Origin of the sequence: Streptomyces sp. MMG1121 (assembly GCF_001280015.1) — a bacterium.
GTDB lineage: Bacteria > Actinomycetota > Actinomycetes > Streptomycetales > Streptomycetaceae > Streptomyces.
Window position 1 is genome coordinate 446,269 of record NZ_LGDV01000001.1, and the last position, 15,102, is coordinate 461,370.

The following is a 15,102-nucleotide window of genomic DNA, read 5'->3' on the forward strand; positions in this document are numbered from 1 at the left end:
GCCGTCGGGGCGGCCGACCCTGTCGGCCGCCCCGCTCAGAGCGTTCCTCACCGGCCGGGGTGTCACACCCCGGAGGAGATCTCGGCCATCTCGTCGGTGCCCTCGCCGGTGGCCGCGAGCGCGCGGTTGCGGCGGACGGAGGACCAGAAGGACAAGCCGATCAGGACGACGCCGACCAGGCCGGTGATGACCTCGTTGATCTCGTACTGGATGGTGACCATGAGGATCACGGCCAGGGCGCCGATGGCGTAGTGGGCGCCGTGCTCCAGGTAGACGTAGTCGTCGAGGGTGCCCTGGCGGACCAGATAGACCGTGAGCGACCGGACGTACATCGCGCCGATGCCGAGGCCGAGGGCCATCATGACGATGTCGTTGGTGATGGCGAAGGCGCCGATCACGCCGTCGAAGGAGAAGGAGGCGTCCAGGACCTCCAGGTAGAGGAACATGAAGAACGCGGCCTGGCCGGCCAGCAGCACGGCCGACTTCTTCTTGCCGGTGCGGGCGGCCTCTTCCTCCTCCTCGTGCTCGCGCTCCTCCTCTTCCTCCAGCTTGTCCTCGAAGTAGCCGGACAGACCACCGACGATCATGTACGTGATCAGGCCGGCGATGCCGGAGATCAGGACCGTCTGCGCCTTGTCGATGTGGGCGCCGCCGTGCTGGTGGGCGTGGGTGGCGAAGGTGAAGGAGGTGATCAGCAGGACGATCAGCGCGATGCAGACCGACAGCATGTCGACCTTGCCGAGCTTGGCCAGCGGCCGCTCGATCCAGCGCAGCCACTGGATGTCCCGGTCCTCGAAGATGAAGTCCAGGAAGATCATCAGCAGGAACATCCCGCCGAAGGCGGCGATCGCCGGGTGGGCGTCGGTGACCAGCTGCTGGTACTGGTCCTTGTCGGTCAGGGCCAGGTGGACGGCGTCGTACGGGTTGAGCTTGGCGGTGATGGCGACGATGACGACGGGGAAGACCAGCCGCATGCCGAAGACGGCGATCAGGACGCCGACGGTGAGGAAGATCTTCTGCCAGAAGGCATTCATCTTCTTCAGGATTCCGGCGTTGACCACGGCGTTGTCGAACGACAGCGAGATCTCGAGGACGGCGAGGATCGCCACGACCCCGAAGCCTTCCCACCCTCCGTAGAAGACGGCGGCTACGAGGCCGAGCGCGGTGACCGCGAACGACCAGCCGAAGGTTTTCAGAAGCACTGGCTACCCAATCGTGTTCTGGGGGCACCTCCCAGAGGAGGGTCTCCCCCGCGCCGTACTCGGCTTTGCTAAACGTTGACCACGAGTGTAGAGGGGCACCCTGCCCGCCGTACCGCTCAGGGCAACCCTCACGCAAAAGCCACAGCTCAGGCCTATGGGGAGGTGCTTCGTTACGAGACGTTCACCCCGAAGTCCAGTGCGATGCCGCGCAGTCCCGACGCGTACCCCTGGCCGACCGCGCGGAACTTCCACTCGCCGTGGTAGCGGTACAGCTCGCCGAAGATCATGGCGGTCTCGGTGGAGGCGTCCTCGCTCAGGTCGTAGCGCGCCAGTTCCTGGCCGTCGGCCTGGTTGACCACGCGGATGAAGGCGTTGGAGACCTGGCCGAAGGTCTGGCCGCGCTCGTCGGCCAGGTGGATGGAGACCGGGAAGGCGATCTTCTCGCAGTGCGCCGGCACCTTGGCGAGGTCCACGAGGATCGACTCGTCGTCGCCCTCGCCCTCACCGGTGAGGTTGTCACCGGTGTGCTCGACCGAGCCGTCGGGGCTCTTGAGCTGGTTGTAGAAGACGAACCACTCGTCGCCCAGCACGCGGTTGCCGGCGCCGCAGAGCAGCGCGCTGGCGTCCAGGTCGAAGGGGGCGCCGGTGGTCGAGCGCGCGTCCCAGCCGAGCCCGATCATGACGTTCGTGAGGTTCGGTGCGGCCTTGGAGAGGGAGACGTTGCCTCCCTTGGCGAGCGTGACGCCCATGATGCTGGTCCTCCCCTAGTGGTGCTTCTCTGGTTGTCCTGCGCGTCCGGCGCCGCCCGTAAACGGTGCGGCGCCGGACAGATGCGGGGACTGCCCGAAGGCCGGTCGCCGGCCCTCAGACGTTGACGCCGAAGTCCTGGGCGATACCGCGCAGGCCCGAGGCGTAGCCCTGGCCGATGGCCCGGAACTTCCACTCCGGTCCGTTGCGGTACAGCTCGCCGAAGACCATGGCGGTCTCGGTGGAGGCGTCCTCGCTCAGGTCGTAGCGGGCGATCTCCTGCTCACCCGCCTGGTTCACGACGCGGATGAAGGCGTTGCGGACCTGACCGAAGGACTGCTGGCGGTTCTCGGCGTCGTAGATCGACACCGGGAAGACGATCTTGTCGACGTCGGCCGGGACGCCGGCCAGGTTGACCTTGATCTGTTCGTCGTCCCCCTCGCCCTCACCGGTGACGTTGTCGCCGGTGTGCTCGACGGAGCCGTCGGGGCTCTTGAGGTTGTTGAAGAAGACGAAGTGCTGGTCGCTCGCGACCTTGCCGGAGCTGTTCAGCAGCAGCGCGCTGGCGTCGAGGTCGAAGTCGGTGCCGGTCGTGGTGCGCACGTCCCAGCCCAGACCGACGATGACGGCGGTCAGGCCTGGGGCCTCCTTCGTCAGCGATACGTTGCCGCCCTTGCTGAGGCTGACTCCCACGGGTCCTCCATGTGGTGTCCAGGGGCGGGGCGCCCCCGTCGTGCTTCGGATACGGGATCAACGTGCCGATCCTAGTGACGGGTTCCCGCACCCCGCAGACCCTGGACCCGAAGACGCACAGGTGTCGGCCACGGTCGGCCTACAGGGTGTCGAGCGCCTTCACGTACTCGTCCAGGTCACGGGCGTCCGGCAGGCCGTTGACCACGGTCCAGCGCACGACGCCCTCCTTGTCGATGATGAAGGTGCCCCGGACGGCGCATCCCTTGTCCTCGTCGAAGACGCCGTACGCGCGCGAGACGTTGCCGTGCGGCCAGAAGTCGCTGAGCAACGGGTACTCCAGGCCCTCCTGCTCGGCGAAGACGCGCAGGGTGTGGATGGAGTCGTTGGAGACGGCGAGCACCTGGGTGTCGCGGTCGGCGAACTTCGGCAGGTTGTCGCGCAGCTCGCACAGCTCGCCGGTGCACACGCCGGTGAAGGCGAACGGGTAGAAGAGCAGGACGACCTTCTTCTCGCCCCGGAAGTCCGAGAGCTTCACGGTCCTGCCGTGGTTGTCCTTGAGCTCGAAGTCGGGGGCCTTGTCGCCGACCTGGATCGCCATCGCGATATCTCCCTTTCGGTGGGCTGTTCGGAGGAGAACAGCCTACGGCGACGGGGCCGGCGGTCACCCGGAGGGACCGCCGTCCCCGCCTCGCTCACCTGCGGAAGACCGTCAGCGCTTGGCGCTCTTCGGAGTCGACAGCTTGCTGCCGTTCCAGTCCTTGCCCGCGCTGATGCTCTTGGTCTGCGACAGGCCGGCCGTCTGCGTCGCGTCGTTGACGTCGCTGGGCTCGACGTACCCGTCCCGCCCGGTCTTCGGCGTCAGCAGGACGATGTGGCCGTCCTCCTCGAGGAACCCGATGGCATCGACCAGCGCGTCCGTCAGGTCGCCGTCTTCGTCACGGAACCACAGCAACACGGCATCGGCCACGTCGTCGTAGTCCTCGTCCACCAGCTCGGTGCCGGTGGCCTGCTCGATGGACTCACGGAGTTCCTGGTCGACGTCGTCGTCGTAGCCGATCTCCTGGACCACCTGGTCGGGCTGGAAACCCAGCCTGACGGCCAGGCTCGTCTCCGCGTGGTCCGCGGTCGCGCTCACGGTCTGCCTCCTGATCATGTCTTTAGGGAATAACTCAGCCACGCGCGTGCGCGTGGTGCTTGGCCGTAGTCCACACGGGCGGGGCGGATCGCGCAAGTACCCGGCCCTCCGGACCGCCGAAACGGTGACGATCCCGACCTTGTCACCGCAACTCCCGGCACCGTATCGCGATCCAGCGTTGCCCACATCACACCAGTTTGCCCGATTTGTAACGCTTGGAATCATCTCTGAATCATCCGGCGATACGTCTCTCGAACGCCCTTGCCAAACATGTCACACCCCGGGCGTATCGTTGCGTTTTGACTGATGGAGCTACCGGTGGAGATGACGTGCGCCGCCCCGAGGTACACGATGGGGACGGTGTAGGCAGGTGCAGAAACTGGCCCTCTGACAGGTAAGGAACAGCGTGGCTTCCGGATCCGATCGCAACCCGATCATCATTGGCGGCCTTCCGAGTCAGGTTCCTGACTTCGATCCCGAAGAGACCCAGGAGTGGCTCGACTCCCTCGACGCCGCCGTGGACGAACGCGGCCGGGAGCGGGCCCGCTATCTCATGCTCCGGCTGATCGAGCGGGCCCGCGAGAAGCGCGTGGCCGTGCCCGAGATGCGCAGCACGGACTACGTCAACACGATCCCGACCAAGAGCGAGCCGTTCTTCCCGGGCAACGAGGAGATCGAGCGCAAGATCCTCAACGCGACCCGCTGGAACGCGGCCGTGATGGTCTCGCGCGCCCAGCGCCCCGGCATCGGCGTCGGCGGCCACATCGCCACCTTCGCCTCCTCCGCCTCGCTCTACGACGTCGGCTTCAACCACTTCTTCCGCGGCAAGGACGAGGGCGACGGCGGCGACCAGGTCTTCTTCCAGGGCCACGCCTCCCCCGGCATCTACGCACGCGCGTACCTGCTCGACCGGCTCACCGAGGACCAGCTCGACGGCTTCCGCCAGGAGAAGTCGAAGTACCCGAACGGCCTGTCCAGCTACCCCCATCCGCGCTCCATGCCGGACTTCTGGGAGTTCCCGACCGTCTCCATGGGCCTCGGCCCGCTCGGCGCGATCTTCCAGGCGCGGATGAACCGCTACATGGAGGCGCGCGGTATCGCGGACACCTCCAAGTCCCACGTCTGGGCGTTCCTCGGCGACGGCGAGATGGACGAGCCGGAGTCGCTCGGCCAGCTGTCCATCGCCGCCCGCGAGGGCCTGGACAACCTGACCTTCGTCGTCAACTGCAACCTCCAGCGGCTCGACGGCCCGGTGCGCGGCAACGGCAAGATCATCCAGGAGCTGGAGTCGATCTTCCGGGGTGCCGGCTGGAACGTGATCAAGCTGATCTGGGACCGCACCTGGGACCCGCTGCTCGCCCAGGACCGCGACGGCATCCTGGTCAACAGGATGAACACGACCCCGGACGGCCAGTTCCAGACGTACGCCACGGAGTCCGGCGCGTACATCCGCGACCACTTCTTCGGCGACGACCACCGGCTGCGCGCGATGGTCGAGAACATGACCGACGACCAGATCCTGCACCTGGGCCGCGGCGGTCACGACCACCGCAAGATCTACGCGGCGTTCCAGGCGGCCAAGGAGCACAAGGGCCAGCCCACGGTCATCCTGGCCAAGACGATCAAGGGCTGGACCCTGGGCCCCAACTTCGAGAGCCGCAACGCCACGCACCAGATGAAGAAGCTGACGGTCGACGACCTCAAGCGCTTCCGGGACCGTCTGCACCTGCCGATCTCCGACAAGGAACTGGAGTCCGGCGCGCCGCCGTACTACCACCCGGGCCGGGACACGGACGAGATCCAGTACATGCACGACATGCGCAAGCAGTGCGGCGGGTACGTCCCCACGCGCGTGGTGCGCTCCCAGCCGCTCGCGCTGCCGGACGACAAGACGTACGCGGGCGTGAAGAAGGGCTCGGGTCAGCAGTCCATCGCCACGACGATGGCGTTCGTCCGGCTCCTCAAGGACCTCATGCGGGACAAGGAGATCGGCAGGCGCTTCGTACTGATCGCGCCGGACGAGTACCGCACGTTCGGCATGGACTCCTTCTTCCCGAGCGCGAAGATCTACAACCCGCTGGGCCAGCAGTACGAGTCGGTGGACCGCGAGCTGCTGCTCGCCTACAAGGAGTCGCCGACCGGCCAGATGCTGCACGACGGCATCTCCGAGGCGGGCTGCACGGCCTCGCTGATCGCGGCGGGCTCGGCCTACGCCACGCACGGCGAGCCGCTGATCCCGGTGTACGTCTTCTACTCGATGTTCGGTTTCCAGCGCACCGGCGACCAGTTCTGGCAGATGGCCGACCAGCTGGCGCGCGGTTTCGTCCTGGGCGCGACCGCCGGCCGTACGACCCTGACCGGTGAGGGTCTCCAGCACGCCGACGGCCACTCGCAGCTGCTCGCCTCGACCAACCCGGCGTGCGTGGCCTACGACCCGGCGTACGCGTACGAGATCGCGCACATCGTGCAGGACGGCCTGCGCCGGATGTACGGCGGCGACGCCGAGCACCCCCACGGCGAGGACGTCTTCTACTACCTGACCGTCTACAACGAGCCCATCCAGCACCCGGCCGAGCCGGCGGACGTGGACGTCGAGGGCATCCTCAGGGGCGTTCACAGGATCGGCGAGGGCACGGCGGGCACGATCCCGGCGCAGATCATGGCGTCGGGCGTGGCGGTCCCCTGGGCGCTTCAGGCGCAGCAGATCCTCGCCGAGGAGTGGAACGTGCGCGCCGACGTCTGGTCGGCGACCTCCTGGAACGAGCTGCGCCGCGAGGCGGTGGCGTGCGAGGAGCACAATCTGCTGCATCCGGAGGAGGAGCAGCGGGTGCCGTACGTGACGCGGAAACTCAGCGGCGCCGAGGGTCCGTTCGTGGCCGTGTCCGACTGGATGCGATCGGTTCCGGACCAGATCGCGCGGTGGGTGCCGGGCACGTACCAGTCGCTGGGCGCGGACGGCTTCGGCTTCGCCGACACCCGGGGCGCGGCGCGTCGCTTCTTCCACATCGACGCGCAGTCGATCGTCGTCGCGGTACTGACCGAGCTGGCACGCGAGGGCAAGGTCGACCGCTCCGTACTGAAGCAGGCCATCGACCGGTACCAGCTGCTGGACGTCACGGCGGCGCATCCGGGGGCGGCGGGCGGCGACGCGTAGTGCTCCGCGGGTAGGCCGGTAGTCGGCTGCGGGCGCGTGGGGCCGGTCGCACGGCCCCCGCGCCCGTTCGGGGCGCGTTTACGATGCGGGCATGAACGATCAGTCGGCGCAGGCGCGTTGGGAACGGCGTACCCAACGGCCGTTGCTGGCGCTGGCGGTGGTGTTCGCCGTCGCCTACGCCGTGCCGATCGTGGACAACCCCGCGAGTCCGCCGCTGACCCTGGTCTGCACCGCCACGGAGTGGGCGGTGTGGGGGGTGTTCGCGGTGGACTACCTGATACGCCTCGCGCTCACCCGGCGGCGCCGGCAGTTCGTCCGCACACACTGGATAGACCTGTGCGCGGTGGTGCTGCCGCTGCTGCAGCCGCTGCGTCTGCTGCGGATGGTGTCGACGCTGCTCCTGGTGGGGCGGCGGGCGCGGATGGCCTCGCAGATCCGGCTGACGACGTACGTCGGCGGGTCGGTGATCGGGCTGCTGATGTTCGGCTCGCTGGCGGTGCTGTCCGTGGAGCGGGACTCGCCGAAGGGGAACATCCGCACGCTGGGTGACGCGGTGTGGTGGTCCTTCACGACGATGACGACGGTCGGATACGGCGACCACGCGCCGACGACCGGTCTGGGCCGGATGATCGCCGTCGGCCTGATGCTGTCCGGGATCGCGCTGCTGGGTGTGGTGACCGCGAACATCGCCGCGTGGTTCATCTCGCGGTTCGAGAAGGACGACGTGGAGGAACGCCGCCAGACGGAGGCGATCGCGGTCCTGACCGAGGAAGTCCGCCTGCTGCGGGCGGAGGTGGCCCGGTTGGCCACCGTGCCGGAAGGGGCGCGGGGCTGTGCCGACGTGCGGCTCCGCCACGTGGGCGCGACAGGCCACGGCGCACCCGGCAGCGAAACCGCGGCCCCACCCCCGTAGCCGCCCGGCCGAAGCGCCGCCGGCAGACGCGCGCTGCCCCCTCCGCAGCGCGCGCCGCAGACCGGCCATCCCCCATGTCCTGCGGAGGACTTGACCCACTGTGACCTGCGGCGCACGCTCGGAGCGAGGGATCTTGAGCGGAGTCACCCTGATAGGGGAACTCCGCCGCACAGAGGCCTCAGATGTGGCCCACGCCCGCACCGGCCTCGGCGTTCGCGCCCCGCTTGGTGAGCAGCGCGACGAGGATGGCGACCGCCGCCACGCCCGCCGCGACCAGGGAGGCGAGGCTCATACCGGAGATGAACGTGTGGTGCGCGACCTCGGTGATCTTCGCGGCGACCGGTTCCGGCGTGCCCTTGGCCACCGGAGCCACGCCGACCTGGACCGCCTCGGAGGCCTTGCCCAGCTGCTCCGGGGTCAGCTTCGGCAGCCCCGCCCCCGTCCAGTTGCCCGCCAGGTCGCTGTCGACCTTGGAGGCCATCACCGCGCCCAGCACGGCCGTACCGAGACTGCCGCCGATCTGCATGCCCGCCTGCTGGAGGCCGCCCGCGACCCCGGACAGCTCCATGGGGGCGTTGCCGACGATCACCTCGGTGGCGCCGACCATGACCGGCGCGAGACCGAGGCCGAGCAGCGCGAACCAGATCGACATCACGGCGCTGCCGGTGTCGGCCGTGAGCGTCGACATGCCGTACATCGCGACGGCGGTCGCGGCCATGCCGCCGGCCAGCGGGATGCGCGGGCCGAACCTGGTGATCGCCGCGCCGGCCAGCGGCGAGCCGACGATCATCATGCCGGTGAGCGGCAGCAGATGCAGACCGGCCTCGATCGGGCTCTGGCCGTGCACGTTCTGGAGGTAGAACGTCACGAAGAACAGGCCGCCCATGAAGGCGATGGCCATCAGGACCATCAGGACCACGCCCGCCGACAGCGGCACGGAGCGGAACAGGCTCAGCGGGATCAGCGGCTCGGCGACCCGCTTCTCCCAGACGGCGAAGACCACGAAGAGCAGCACCGAGACGGCGATGAAGGTCCAGGTCTTGCCGTCGCCCCAGCCCCACGCCGGGGCCTTGATGAGCGCCCAGACCAGGCAGAACATCGCGCCGGAGAGCAGCGCGATGCCGAGGATGTCGAAGGAGCGCGGGGCGTTCTCGGCGCGGTGGTCGCGCAGGATCAGCAGGCCCAGGATGAGGGCGAGGGCACCGACCGGCACGTTGATGAAGAACACCGACTGCCAGCTGACGCGCTCGACGAGGACACCGCCGAGGATCGGGCCGCCCGCGGTGGACGCGCCGATCACCATGCCCCAGATGCCGATCGCCATGTTGAGCTTCTCGGCCGGGAAGGTGGCCCGCAGCAGGCCGAGCGCGGCCGGCATCAGCAGCGCGCCGAACAGGCCCTGGAAGACGCGGAAGGTGACGACCGCGGCGATGCTGTTCGACAGCCCGATGGCGCCGGAGGCGGCGGCGAAGCCGGTCACGCCTATCAGGAAGGTCTGCCGGTGCCCGAAGCGGTCACCGAGCTTGCCCGCGGTGATCAGGGAGACCGCGAGGGCGAGGAAGTACCCGTTGGTGATCCACTGGACGTCGGCGAAGCTCGCCTTGAGGTCCTTTTGGATCGCGGGGTTCGCGATGGCCACGATGGTGCCGTCGAGGGCCACCATCATGACCCCTACGGCGACGGTGATGAGGGTGAGCCACGGATGGCCGCGCAGCCCCGTGGCCGGGGTCGCCTCCAGCGGGGCTGCCGGTGCCTTGTCCCCCGGCCCCGAGGCGTCGACGGTGGTCTGACTAGTCATACGTTCGAGGCTAGTGACAGGCACTGACAATTGACAAAGGAATTCACAAGTCAGTAACTGACACATATGGAAACGCTGCGCGAACGCAAGAAACAGCGCACCCGGGAGTCGCTCCTTCGAGCCGCTCTCGAGCTGTTCACGACCCAGGGGTACGAGCACACGACGGTCGACGAGATCGCCGGGGCCGTCGACGTCTCGCAGCGCACCTTCTTCCGGTACTTCGCCGGCAAGGAGGACGCGGCCTTCGCGGTGCAGGACGTGACCGAACGGCACTTCCTGGCGTGCGTACGGGCGCGGCCCGCGCACGAGGCGCCGATGGAGGCGTTGCGCCAGGCCATGCTGGAGGGCTGGGACGCGATCCGCGAGACCGTCGAGGCGTCGGTCCCGGTCGAGCTGTATCTGCGCATGTACCGGACGATCGAGTCGACCCCCGCGCTGCTCGCCGCCCATCTGCGCCGCTCGGCCGCGACGGAGGAGACCATCGCGCGCGTGCTGGCCGAGCGCGAGGGCGTCGACGTGGAATCCGACCCGCGGCCGCGGCTGGCGGTGGCCGTGTTCGGCGCAGTGATAAGGGTCACCGAGCGACAGTGGTGCACGGGTGAGGACTTCAGCCTGGAGTCGATCCGTCAACTCACCGCGTCGTACCTCGATCAGGTGGGTCCGGCACTCACCGGGAACTGGCGTGTGAAATGAGATCGTTGACGGGCCGTTCGATCTTCGGCGAAACGTGATACCTGTCACTCGGTTACCGCGAGACCGTCCCGTTCTCCTAGTGTGTCCTCCCAGTGACTTCCTTCGACTCCTCCCCGCAACTGAACGTCTGGCGCGCACTGCTGGCGCTGGCCGTGGTGTTCGTGATGCTCGCGACAACCGGCTGGACCGCCCTGCGGACCCACCCGGAGTCGACGGCGCTGCAGGCCTCTCTCACCAAGTGGGAGCACGGCTACCTCCACGGCCGCCACCTGCCGGACCCCGAGGCCGACCCGGCGCGGCTCACGCGTTTCTTCGCCTCGCTCACCCCCGGCGACCGCGACCGCCTCGCCCACCGCTACCCGCTGGCGGTCGGCAACATGAACGGCGCCCCCGTCACCCTGCGCTACCGCGCCAACCACATCGCGTTGGACCAGGCCCGCAAGGTCGAGAAGGAACGCATGCACGACGGCCGGCTCAGCGCGGCCGGACACCAGGACGCGGGCCGCCGCATGCACCGCTACGAGTCCCTGCTGACCCCCGGCCGGCAGATCCTCGCCTTCGACCCCGAGGGCTCGGGCCGGATCGCCGAGGTGCTCGGCGACCTGGACAAGGCCCAGCGGATCTCGGTCGTCGTCCCCGGCGTCGACACCGACGTGCTCACCTTCCAGAAGACCAACAACCCGTACACCGCCCCGGTCGGCATCGCCAAGGCCCTGTACGGGGCGGAGCGCACGGCGAGCCCGGGCACCCGCACGGCCGTGATCGCCTGGGCCGACTACACCGCGCCCGACGGGCTCGGCGTGGACGCGGCCACCGGGCTGCGCGCCGCGGAGGGCGCCGTACGGCTGAACGCCCTGCTGGACGCCCTGCCCGGCCGGGCCCCGGTGGCGATGATCTGCCACAGCTACGGCTCGGTGGTCTGCGGGGTGGCCGCGCACGACATGCCCCGCCGGGTGTCCGACATAGCGGTGGCCGCGAGCCCCGGCATGCGGGTCTCCAAGGCCTCCCACCTGCGCACCTCGGCCCGGGTGTGGGCGATGCGGGACGCCACCGACTGGATCCAGGACGTGCCGTATCTGGAGCTGGGCGGGCTCGGGCACGGTGCCGACCCGGTGTCCTCGGCGTTCGGCGCACGCGTGCTGTCCGCCCACGATGCCCAGGGTCACGCCGGCTACTTCCAGCCGGGCACGGACAGCCTGCGCAACCTCGCGGACGTCGGCGTCGGCGCGTACGACGCGGTGACGTGCGCACGCGAGAACGACGCGTGCCAGGCCGGTGCGCCCGGCACGGCGACGGCCGGACGCGCGTAGAAACAGCAGGAAGTGCGGTCTGCGCGGGTGGCGACGGAGGAGCACGTGCCGCATACGATGAGCCGCATGGGTGACGTACTGGCGGGTTTTCATGCCGTCTGGGAGTTCGAGTCCGACTCCGTGCTCATCCGTTACGAACGGGGGATTCGAACACCGAAGCTCTTCCAGGCGCTCGGCGAACGGCGTGTCCCGCTGTCCGCGTTCGAGGGCGTGAGTCTCGCCCCGGGCAAGCGCGGCACCGTCGTCCTGCGTCTGCTGCCGCGCGCCGGCGCCGATCCGCTGCTGGAGGCCGCGGCCGGGCAGCTGAAGGAGGGCTCCGATCCGTACCGGCTGGTGCTGCCGGCCGAGCGGGAGACGCTCGCCGAGTACTACGCGGACGAGCTGAAGGGGCTGCTGACCGAGTCCGGCCCCACCGACAGCCATCTGGTGGCCGCGCCCGAGGCGCCGCTGCACTTCAAGGCGTACGACGGGAAGGCGTCCTTCGACGGGACGTCCGTGCAGTTCCGCTGGTCCTGGACGGGCGCGTCCTCGGCGAAGTGGAAGGCGGGCGACCAGAGCTTTCCGGTGGCCGGCCTGAGCGGAGTGGAGTGGCGGTCGCCGGAGGTCTTCGAGGGGCATCTGCGGCTGATCGCGCGCTCGGCCGACACGGCGCCCGCCGCGCAGCCCGACCAGGACCCGGCGGCCGTCGTCTTCGGGCTCGGGTACGGACCGGTGCACGAGTCACTGCCGTTCGCCGCCGCGGTCCTCGCGGCCGTACGCACGAAGGGGCCGGTACCCGCGGTACCGGCCCCGGCGCGACGGGATCCCGCGGACATCGCCGAGCGGATCCGGCATCTCGGGGAGCTCCATCAGGCCGGGCTGGTCACCGACGAGGAGTTCTCCTCGAAGAAGGCCGAACTGCTGGCGGAGCTCTAAGGGGTCAGCGCTCCGTGGCGTAGAAGCTGATCTTCCGGTCGAGGACGGACAGGGTGTCGTGCAGCTCCGCGATGCGGGTCAGCACGTCCCTGCGGGTCGACTCCAGCAGTTCCTGGCGCTCCGCGTACGTGCTCTCGCCCTCCCGCACCAGTTCCGCGTACCGCACCATGTCCGCCACCGGCATGCCCGTCAGCCGCAGCTTGGTCACGAAGTCCAGCCAGTCCAGGTCGCGGTTGCTGTAGCGGCGCTGGCCGGTGTGGGAGCGGTCGACGTGCGGCATCAGGCCGATCCGCTCGTACCAGCGCAGGGTGTGCGCGGTGAGGCCGGTGAAGGCGACGACCTCGCTGATCGTGTAGCGGTCCTCACCGTCGGGGCGCGGATGGCGTCTGGGCGGGGCGGAGCAGATGTCTGCGGGAGCCGTGCGTGCGGTGTCCGCCGGCGTGGTCTGCATCACCGTCATGACCCCACGCTATGGCCTTCGAGTGCACTCCAAGCAAGCGGAACCCGGTAAGAAATACGCGGGACGTACGCCGGGGCGCATGGTTACCGTGCGGCGCATGAGTCTTGTACGCCGGGCCGTGCCCGAGGACGCCGCGGAAGTGCTGCGACTGCGCCAGGTCATGATCGACGCGCTGTGGAGCGGGGAGGGCGGCGGTCCGACGCAGTGGCACACCGAGTCCCTGCCGACGCTGCGCGCGCGGCTCGCGGAGGCCGACGGGGACTTCGCGGCCTTCGTCGTGGAGTGGCCCGACCGTCCGGGGACGCTGGCCGCGCTGGTGGCCGGGACGCTGGACTACCGCATCGGGAAGGCCGGCAATCCGCACGGGCGGGTCGGGCAGGTGTTCAGCGTGGCGACCGACCCGGACGCCCGGCGCCGCGGGTACGCGCGCGCGTGCATGGAGGAGCTGCTGGCCTGGCTCCGGGCGCGGGGGGCCGGGCATGTGCTGCTCAACGCCTCCCCGGACGCCGAGCCGCTGTACGCCTCGCTCGGTTTCACGCGTGATCCGGACCCGTCGATGCGGCTGCTGCTGTGAGCCGCATAGGCTCGGCTCCATGTCGTTGAAGAGCTTGGCGTCGATCGAGAACTGGCCCGTCCCCACCGCCGCGGCGGGCGTCGTACGAGCCGACGGGTCCGTCCTCGGGACGCACGGCCCGGTCGGGCAGCGCTTCCCGCTCGCCTCGGTCACCAAGCCGCTGGCGGCGTACGCGGCACTCGTGGCGTACGAGGAGGGCGCGATCGAGCTCGACGAGCCGGCCGGGCCGCCCGGCTCGACCGTGCGCCACCTTCTCGCCCACACCTCGGGGCTGGCCTTCGACGAGCACCGGGTGACGGCTCCGGCCGGAGAGCGGCGGCTGTACTCCAACGCCGGTTTCGAGCAGCTCGGCGACCACATCGCCAAGGCGACGGACATTCCTTTCCCGGAGTACCTGCGGCAGGCGGTGCTGGAGCCGCTGGGCATGACGTCGACGACGTTGGAGGGCTCCCCGGCGAAGGACGGCGTGTCCACGGTTTCCGACCTGCTGCGGTTCGCGGCGGAGGTGCAGGCGCCCCGGCTGCTGGATCCGCGGACGGTGGCGGCTGCGATGACGGTGCAGTACCCCGGGACGAAGGGCGTCCTGCCGGGCTACGGCCACCAGAACCCGAACGACTGGGGGCTGGGCTTCGAGATCCGCGACTCCAAGTCGCCGCACTGGACGGGCGGTTCGTCGTCACCGCGCACCTTCGGCCACTTCGGCCAGTCCGGCACGTTCCTGTGGATCGACCCGGACGCGGGGGTGGCGGGCGTCGCCCTAGCGGACCGCGCGTTCGGACCCTGGGCGGCCGAGGCGTGGCCGGCGTTCACGGACGCGGTGCTCGCGGAGTTGCGCGGCTGAGCTGCCGCTACCCCGCCATCTCCCACATCAGCAGTTCCGCCGCCGTACCCCCGACCGCCTCCACACCCTCCCCGTCGGTGATCCGGGCCGAGTCCCCCGCCCCCAGCTGCTCCCCCCCGAGCCGGACCTCGCCCCGCACCACGTGGACGTACACGTACGCCCCGTCCGGCACGGCCGTCCGCTCGCCCGGCGCCAGCCGCCGTACGTGCAGCATCGCGCCCGCCTCCGGGACGGCGTACGGCGTGGAGTCGGCGATCCCCGGGATGATCTCGTACGACGGGTCGCCGCCCGGCTGTCGCGGCGCCAGCCACATCTGGAGGAAGGCCAGCGGGACCGGGCCGTCGTTGCGTTCCACGTGGCGGACGCCCGCCGCGGCGCTGAGGTGCTGGACGTCGCCGGGGCGGACCCGCGTCTCGCGGCCCGTGGAGTCGCGGTGGGTCAGTTCGCCCTCGATCACCCAGGTGACGATCTCGGTGTGGCTGTGCGGGTGTTCGTCGAAACCGGCGCCGGGCGCGAGGTGCTCCTCGTTGCAGGCGATCACCGCACCGAAGCGCAGATTGTCCGGGTCGTAGTGCGGGCCGAAGGAGAAGGCGTGGCGGGACTCGATGCCGGTCCCGGGCTCGCCCCCGCGGTAGCGCTCACCGGCGCGCCGTACGTCCATCACGCG

15 protein-coding genes are annotated in these 15,102 nt (G+C 69.6%); 7 read left to right on the forward strand and 8 right to left on the reverse strand.

Going from position 1 to position 15,102, the window contains the following annotated elements; all coding sequences use genetic code 11:
• Positions 1-62: 62 nt before the first annotated feature.
• The 5 genes from ADK64_RS02040 to ADK64_RS02060 form a co-directional block, all read right to left on the reverse strand.
• Complete coding sequence (locus ADK64_RS02040) at positions 63-1,202, reverse strand: DUF475 domain-containing protein (RefSeq protein ID WP_053654259.1); 1,140 nt, start codon at positions 1,200-1,202, stop codon at positions 63-65.
• Between the two features lie 170 nt (positions 1,203-1,372).
• Positions 1,373-1,951: a TerD family protein gene (locus tag ADK64_RS02045; RefSeq protein WP_053654261.1), complete on the reverse strand. Its 579-nt coding sequence runs from the start codon at positions 1,949-1,951 to the stop codon at positions 1,373-1,375.
• A 115-nt stretch (positions 1,952-2,066) separates the two neighbouring features.
• Positions 2,067-2,642: a TerD family protein gene (locus ADK64_RS02050; RefSeq protein WP_053654263.1), complete on the reverse strand. Its 576-nt coding sequence runs from the start codon at positions 2,640-2,642 to the stop codon at positions 2,067-2,069.
• 139 nt (positions 2,643-2,781) lie between these two features.
• The gene (locus ADK64_RS02055) at positions 2,782-3,240 is read right to left on the reverse strand and encodes a peroxiredoxin (protein ID WP_053654264.1); all 459 of its coding nucleotides are present in this window, start codon (positions 3,238-3,240) and stop codon (positions 2,782-2,784) included.
• Positions 3,241-3,351: 111 nt separating this feature from the next.
• On the reverse strand, positions 3,352-3,777 hold the full coding sequence (locus ADK64_RS02060) for a DUF3052 domain-containing protein (protein WP_053654266.1): 426 nt from the start codon (positions 3,775-3,777) through the stop codon (positions 3,352-3,354).
• A 406-nt stretch (positions 3,778-4,183) separates the two neighbouring features.
• Between ADK64_RS02060 and aceE the strand changes: the two genes are divergently transcribed.
• On the forward strand, positions 4,184-6,931 hold the full coding sequence (aceE, locus tag ADK64_RS02065) for a pyruvate dehydrogenase (acetyl-transferring), homodimeric type (RefSeq protein ID WP_053654268.1): 2,748 nt from the start codon (positions 4,184-4,186) through the stop codon (positions 6,929-6,931).
• Between the two features lie 91 nt (positions 6,932-7,022).
• Entirely contained in the window at positions 7,023-7,844 is an 822-nt protein-coding gene (locus tag ADK64_RS02070; RefSeq protein WP_078992440.1) for a potassium channel family protein, read from the forward strand.
• Between the two features lie 178 nt (positions 7,845-8,022).
• Here ADK64_RS02070 and ADK64_RS02075 read toward each other — a convergent pair whose 3' ends face one another.
• Positions 8,023-9,642, reverse strand: coding sequence for an MFS transporter (locus ADK64_RS02075; protein WP_053654270.1), 1,620 nt, complete (start codon positions 9,640-9,642; stop codon positions 8,023-8,025).
• Positions 9,643-9,708: 66 nt separating this feature from the next.
• On the opposite strand from ADK64_RS02075, the gene ADK64_RS02080 reads away from it, so the two are divergent.
• From ADK64_RS02080 to ADK64_RS02090, 3 genes are all read left to right on the forward strand, one after another.
• A complete protein-coding gene (locus ADK64_RS02080) occupies positions 9,709-10,335 on the forward strand; it encodes a TetR family transcriptional regulator (RefSeq protein ID WP_053654272.1) in 627 nt (208 codons plus the stop codon).
• Between the two features lie 92 nt (positions 10,336-10,427).
• On the forward strand, positions 10,428-11,645 hold the full coding sequence (locus ADK64_RS02085) for an alpha/beta hydrolase (protein WP_053654274.1): 1,218 nt from the start codon (positions 10,428-10,430) through the stop codon (positions 11,643-11,645).
• A 66-nt stretch (positions 11,646-11,711) separates the two neighbouring features.
• Positions 11,712-12,560, forward strand: a complete 849-nt coding sequence (locus tag ADK64_RS02090; protein WP_053654276.1) for a DUF4429 domain-containing protein — start codon at positions 11,712-11,714, stop codon at positions 12,558-12,560.
• A 4-nt stretch (positions 12,561-12,564) separates the two neighbouring features.
• Here ADK64_RS02090 and ADK64_RS02095 read toward each other — a convergent pair whose 3' ends face one another.
• Complete coding sequence (locus ADK64_RS02095; RefSeq protein WP_053654278.1) at positions 12,565-13,020, reverse strand: MerR family transcriptional regulator; 456 nt, start codon at positions 13,018-13,020, stop codon at positions 12,565-12,567.
• 97 nt (positions 13,021-13,117) lie between these two features.
• On the opposite strand from ADK64_RS02095, the gene ADK64_RS02100 reads away from it, so the two are divergent.
• Positions 13,118-13,594: a GNAT family N-acetyltransferase gene (locus ADK64_RS02100; RefSeq protein ID WP_053654280.1), complete on the forward strand. Its 477-nt coding sequence runs from the start codon at positions 13,118-13,120 to the stop codon at positions 13,592-13,594.
• Between the two features lie 19 nt (positions 13,595-13,613).
• The gene (locus ADK64_RS02105; RefSeq protein ID WP_053654282.1) at positions 13,614-14,435 is read left to right on the forward strand and encodes a serine hydrolase domain-containing protein; all 822 of its coding nucleotides are present in this window, start codon (positions 13,614-13,616) and stop codon (positions 14,433-14,435) included.
• 7 nt (positions 14,436-14,442) lie between these two features.
• On the opposite strand, the gene ADK64_RS02110 is transcribed toward ADK64_RS02105, so the two are convergent.
• Positions 14,443-15,096, reverse strand: coding sequence for a pirin family protein (locus ADK64_RS02110; protein WP_053654427.1), 654 nt, complete (start codon positions 15,094-15,096; stop codon positions 14,443-14,445).
• Between the last annotated feature and the right edge of the window lie 6 nt (positions 15,097-15,102).

What these genes read in the sequence shown, in the direction of transcription:
- ADK64_RS02105 (WP_053654282.1), top strand. Translation starts at nt 13,614, where the DNA reads ATGTCGTTGAAGAGCTTGGCGTCGATCGAGAACTGGCCCGTCCCCACC.
- ADK64_RS02095 (WP_053654278.1), bottom strand. Translation starts at nt 13,020, where the DNA reads ATGACGGTGATGCAGACCACGCCGGCGGACACCGCACGCACGGCTCCC.
- ADK64_RS02070 (WP_078992440.1), top strand. Translation starts at nt 7,023, where the DNA reads ATGAACGATCAGTCGGCGCAGGCGCGTTGGGAACGGCGTACCCAACGG.
- ADK64_RS02075 (WP_053654270.1), bottom strand. Translation starts at nt 9,642, where the DNA reads ATGACTAGTCAGACCACCGTCGACGCCTCGGGGCCGGGGGACAAGGCA.
- ADK64_RS02090 (WP_053654276.1), top strand. Translation starts at nt 11,712, where the DNA reads ATGGGTGACGTACTGGCGGGTTTTCATGCCGTCTGGGAGTTCGAGTCC.
- ADK64_RS02110 (WP_053654427.1), bottom strand. Translation starts at nt 15,096, where the DNA reads ATGGACGTACGGCGCGCCGGTGAGCGCTACCGCGGGGGCGAGCCCGGG.
- ADK64_RS02045 (WP_053654261.1), bottom strand. Translation starts at nt 1,951, where the DNA reads ATGGGCGTCACGCTCGCCAAGGGAGGCAACGTCTCCCTCTCCAAGGCC.
- ADK64_RS02080 (WP_053654272.1), top strand. Translation starts at nt 9,709, where the DNA reads ATGGAAACGCTGCGCGAACGCAAGAAACAGCGCACCCGGGAGTCGCTC.
- ADK64_RS02100 (WP_053654280.1), top strand. Translation starts at nt 13,118, where the DNA reads ATGAGTCTTGTACGCCGGGCCGTGCCCGAGGACGCCGCGGAAGTGCTG.
- ADK64_RS02055 (WP_053654264.1), bottom strand. Translation starts at nt 3,240, where the DNA reads ATGGCGATCCAGGTCGGCGACAAGGCCCCCGACTTCGAGCTCAAGGAC.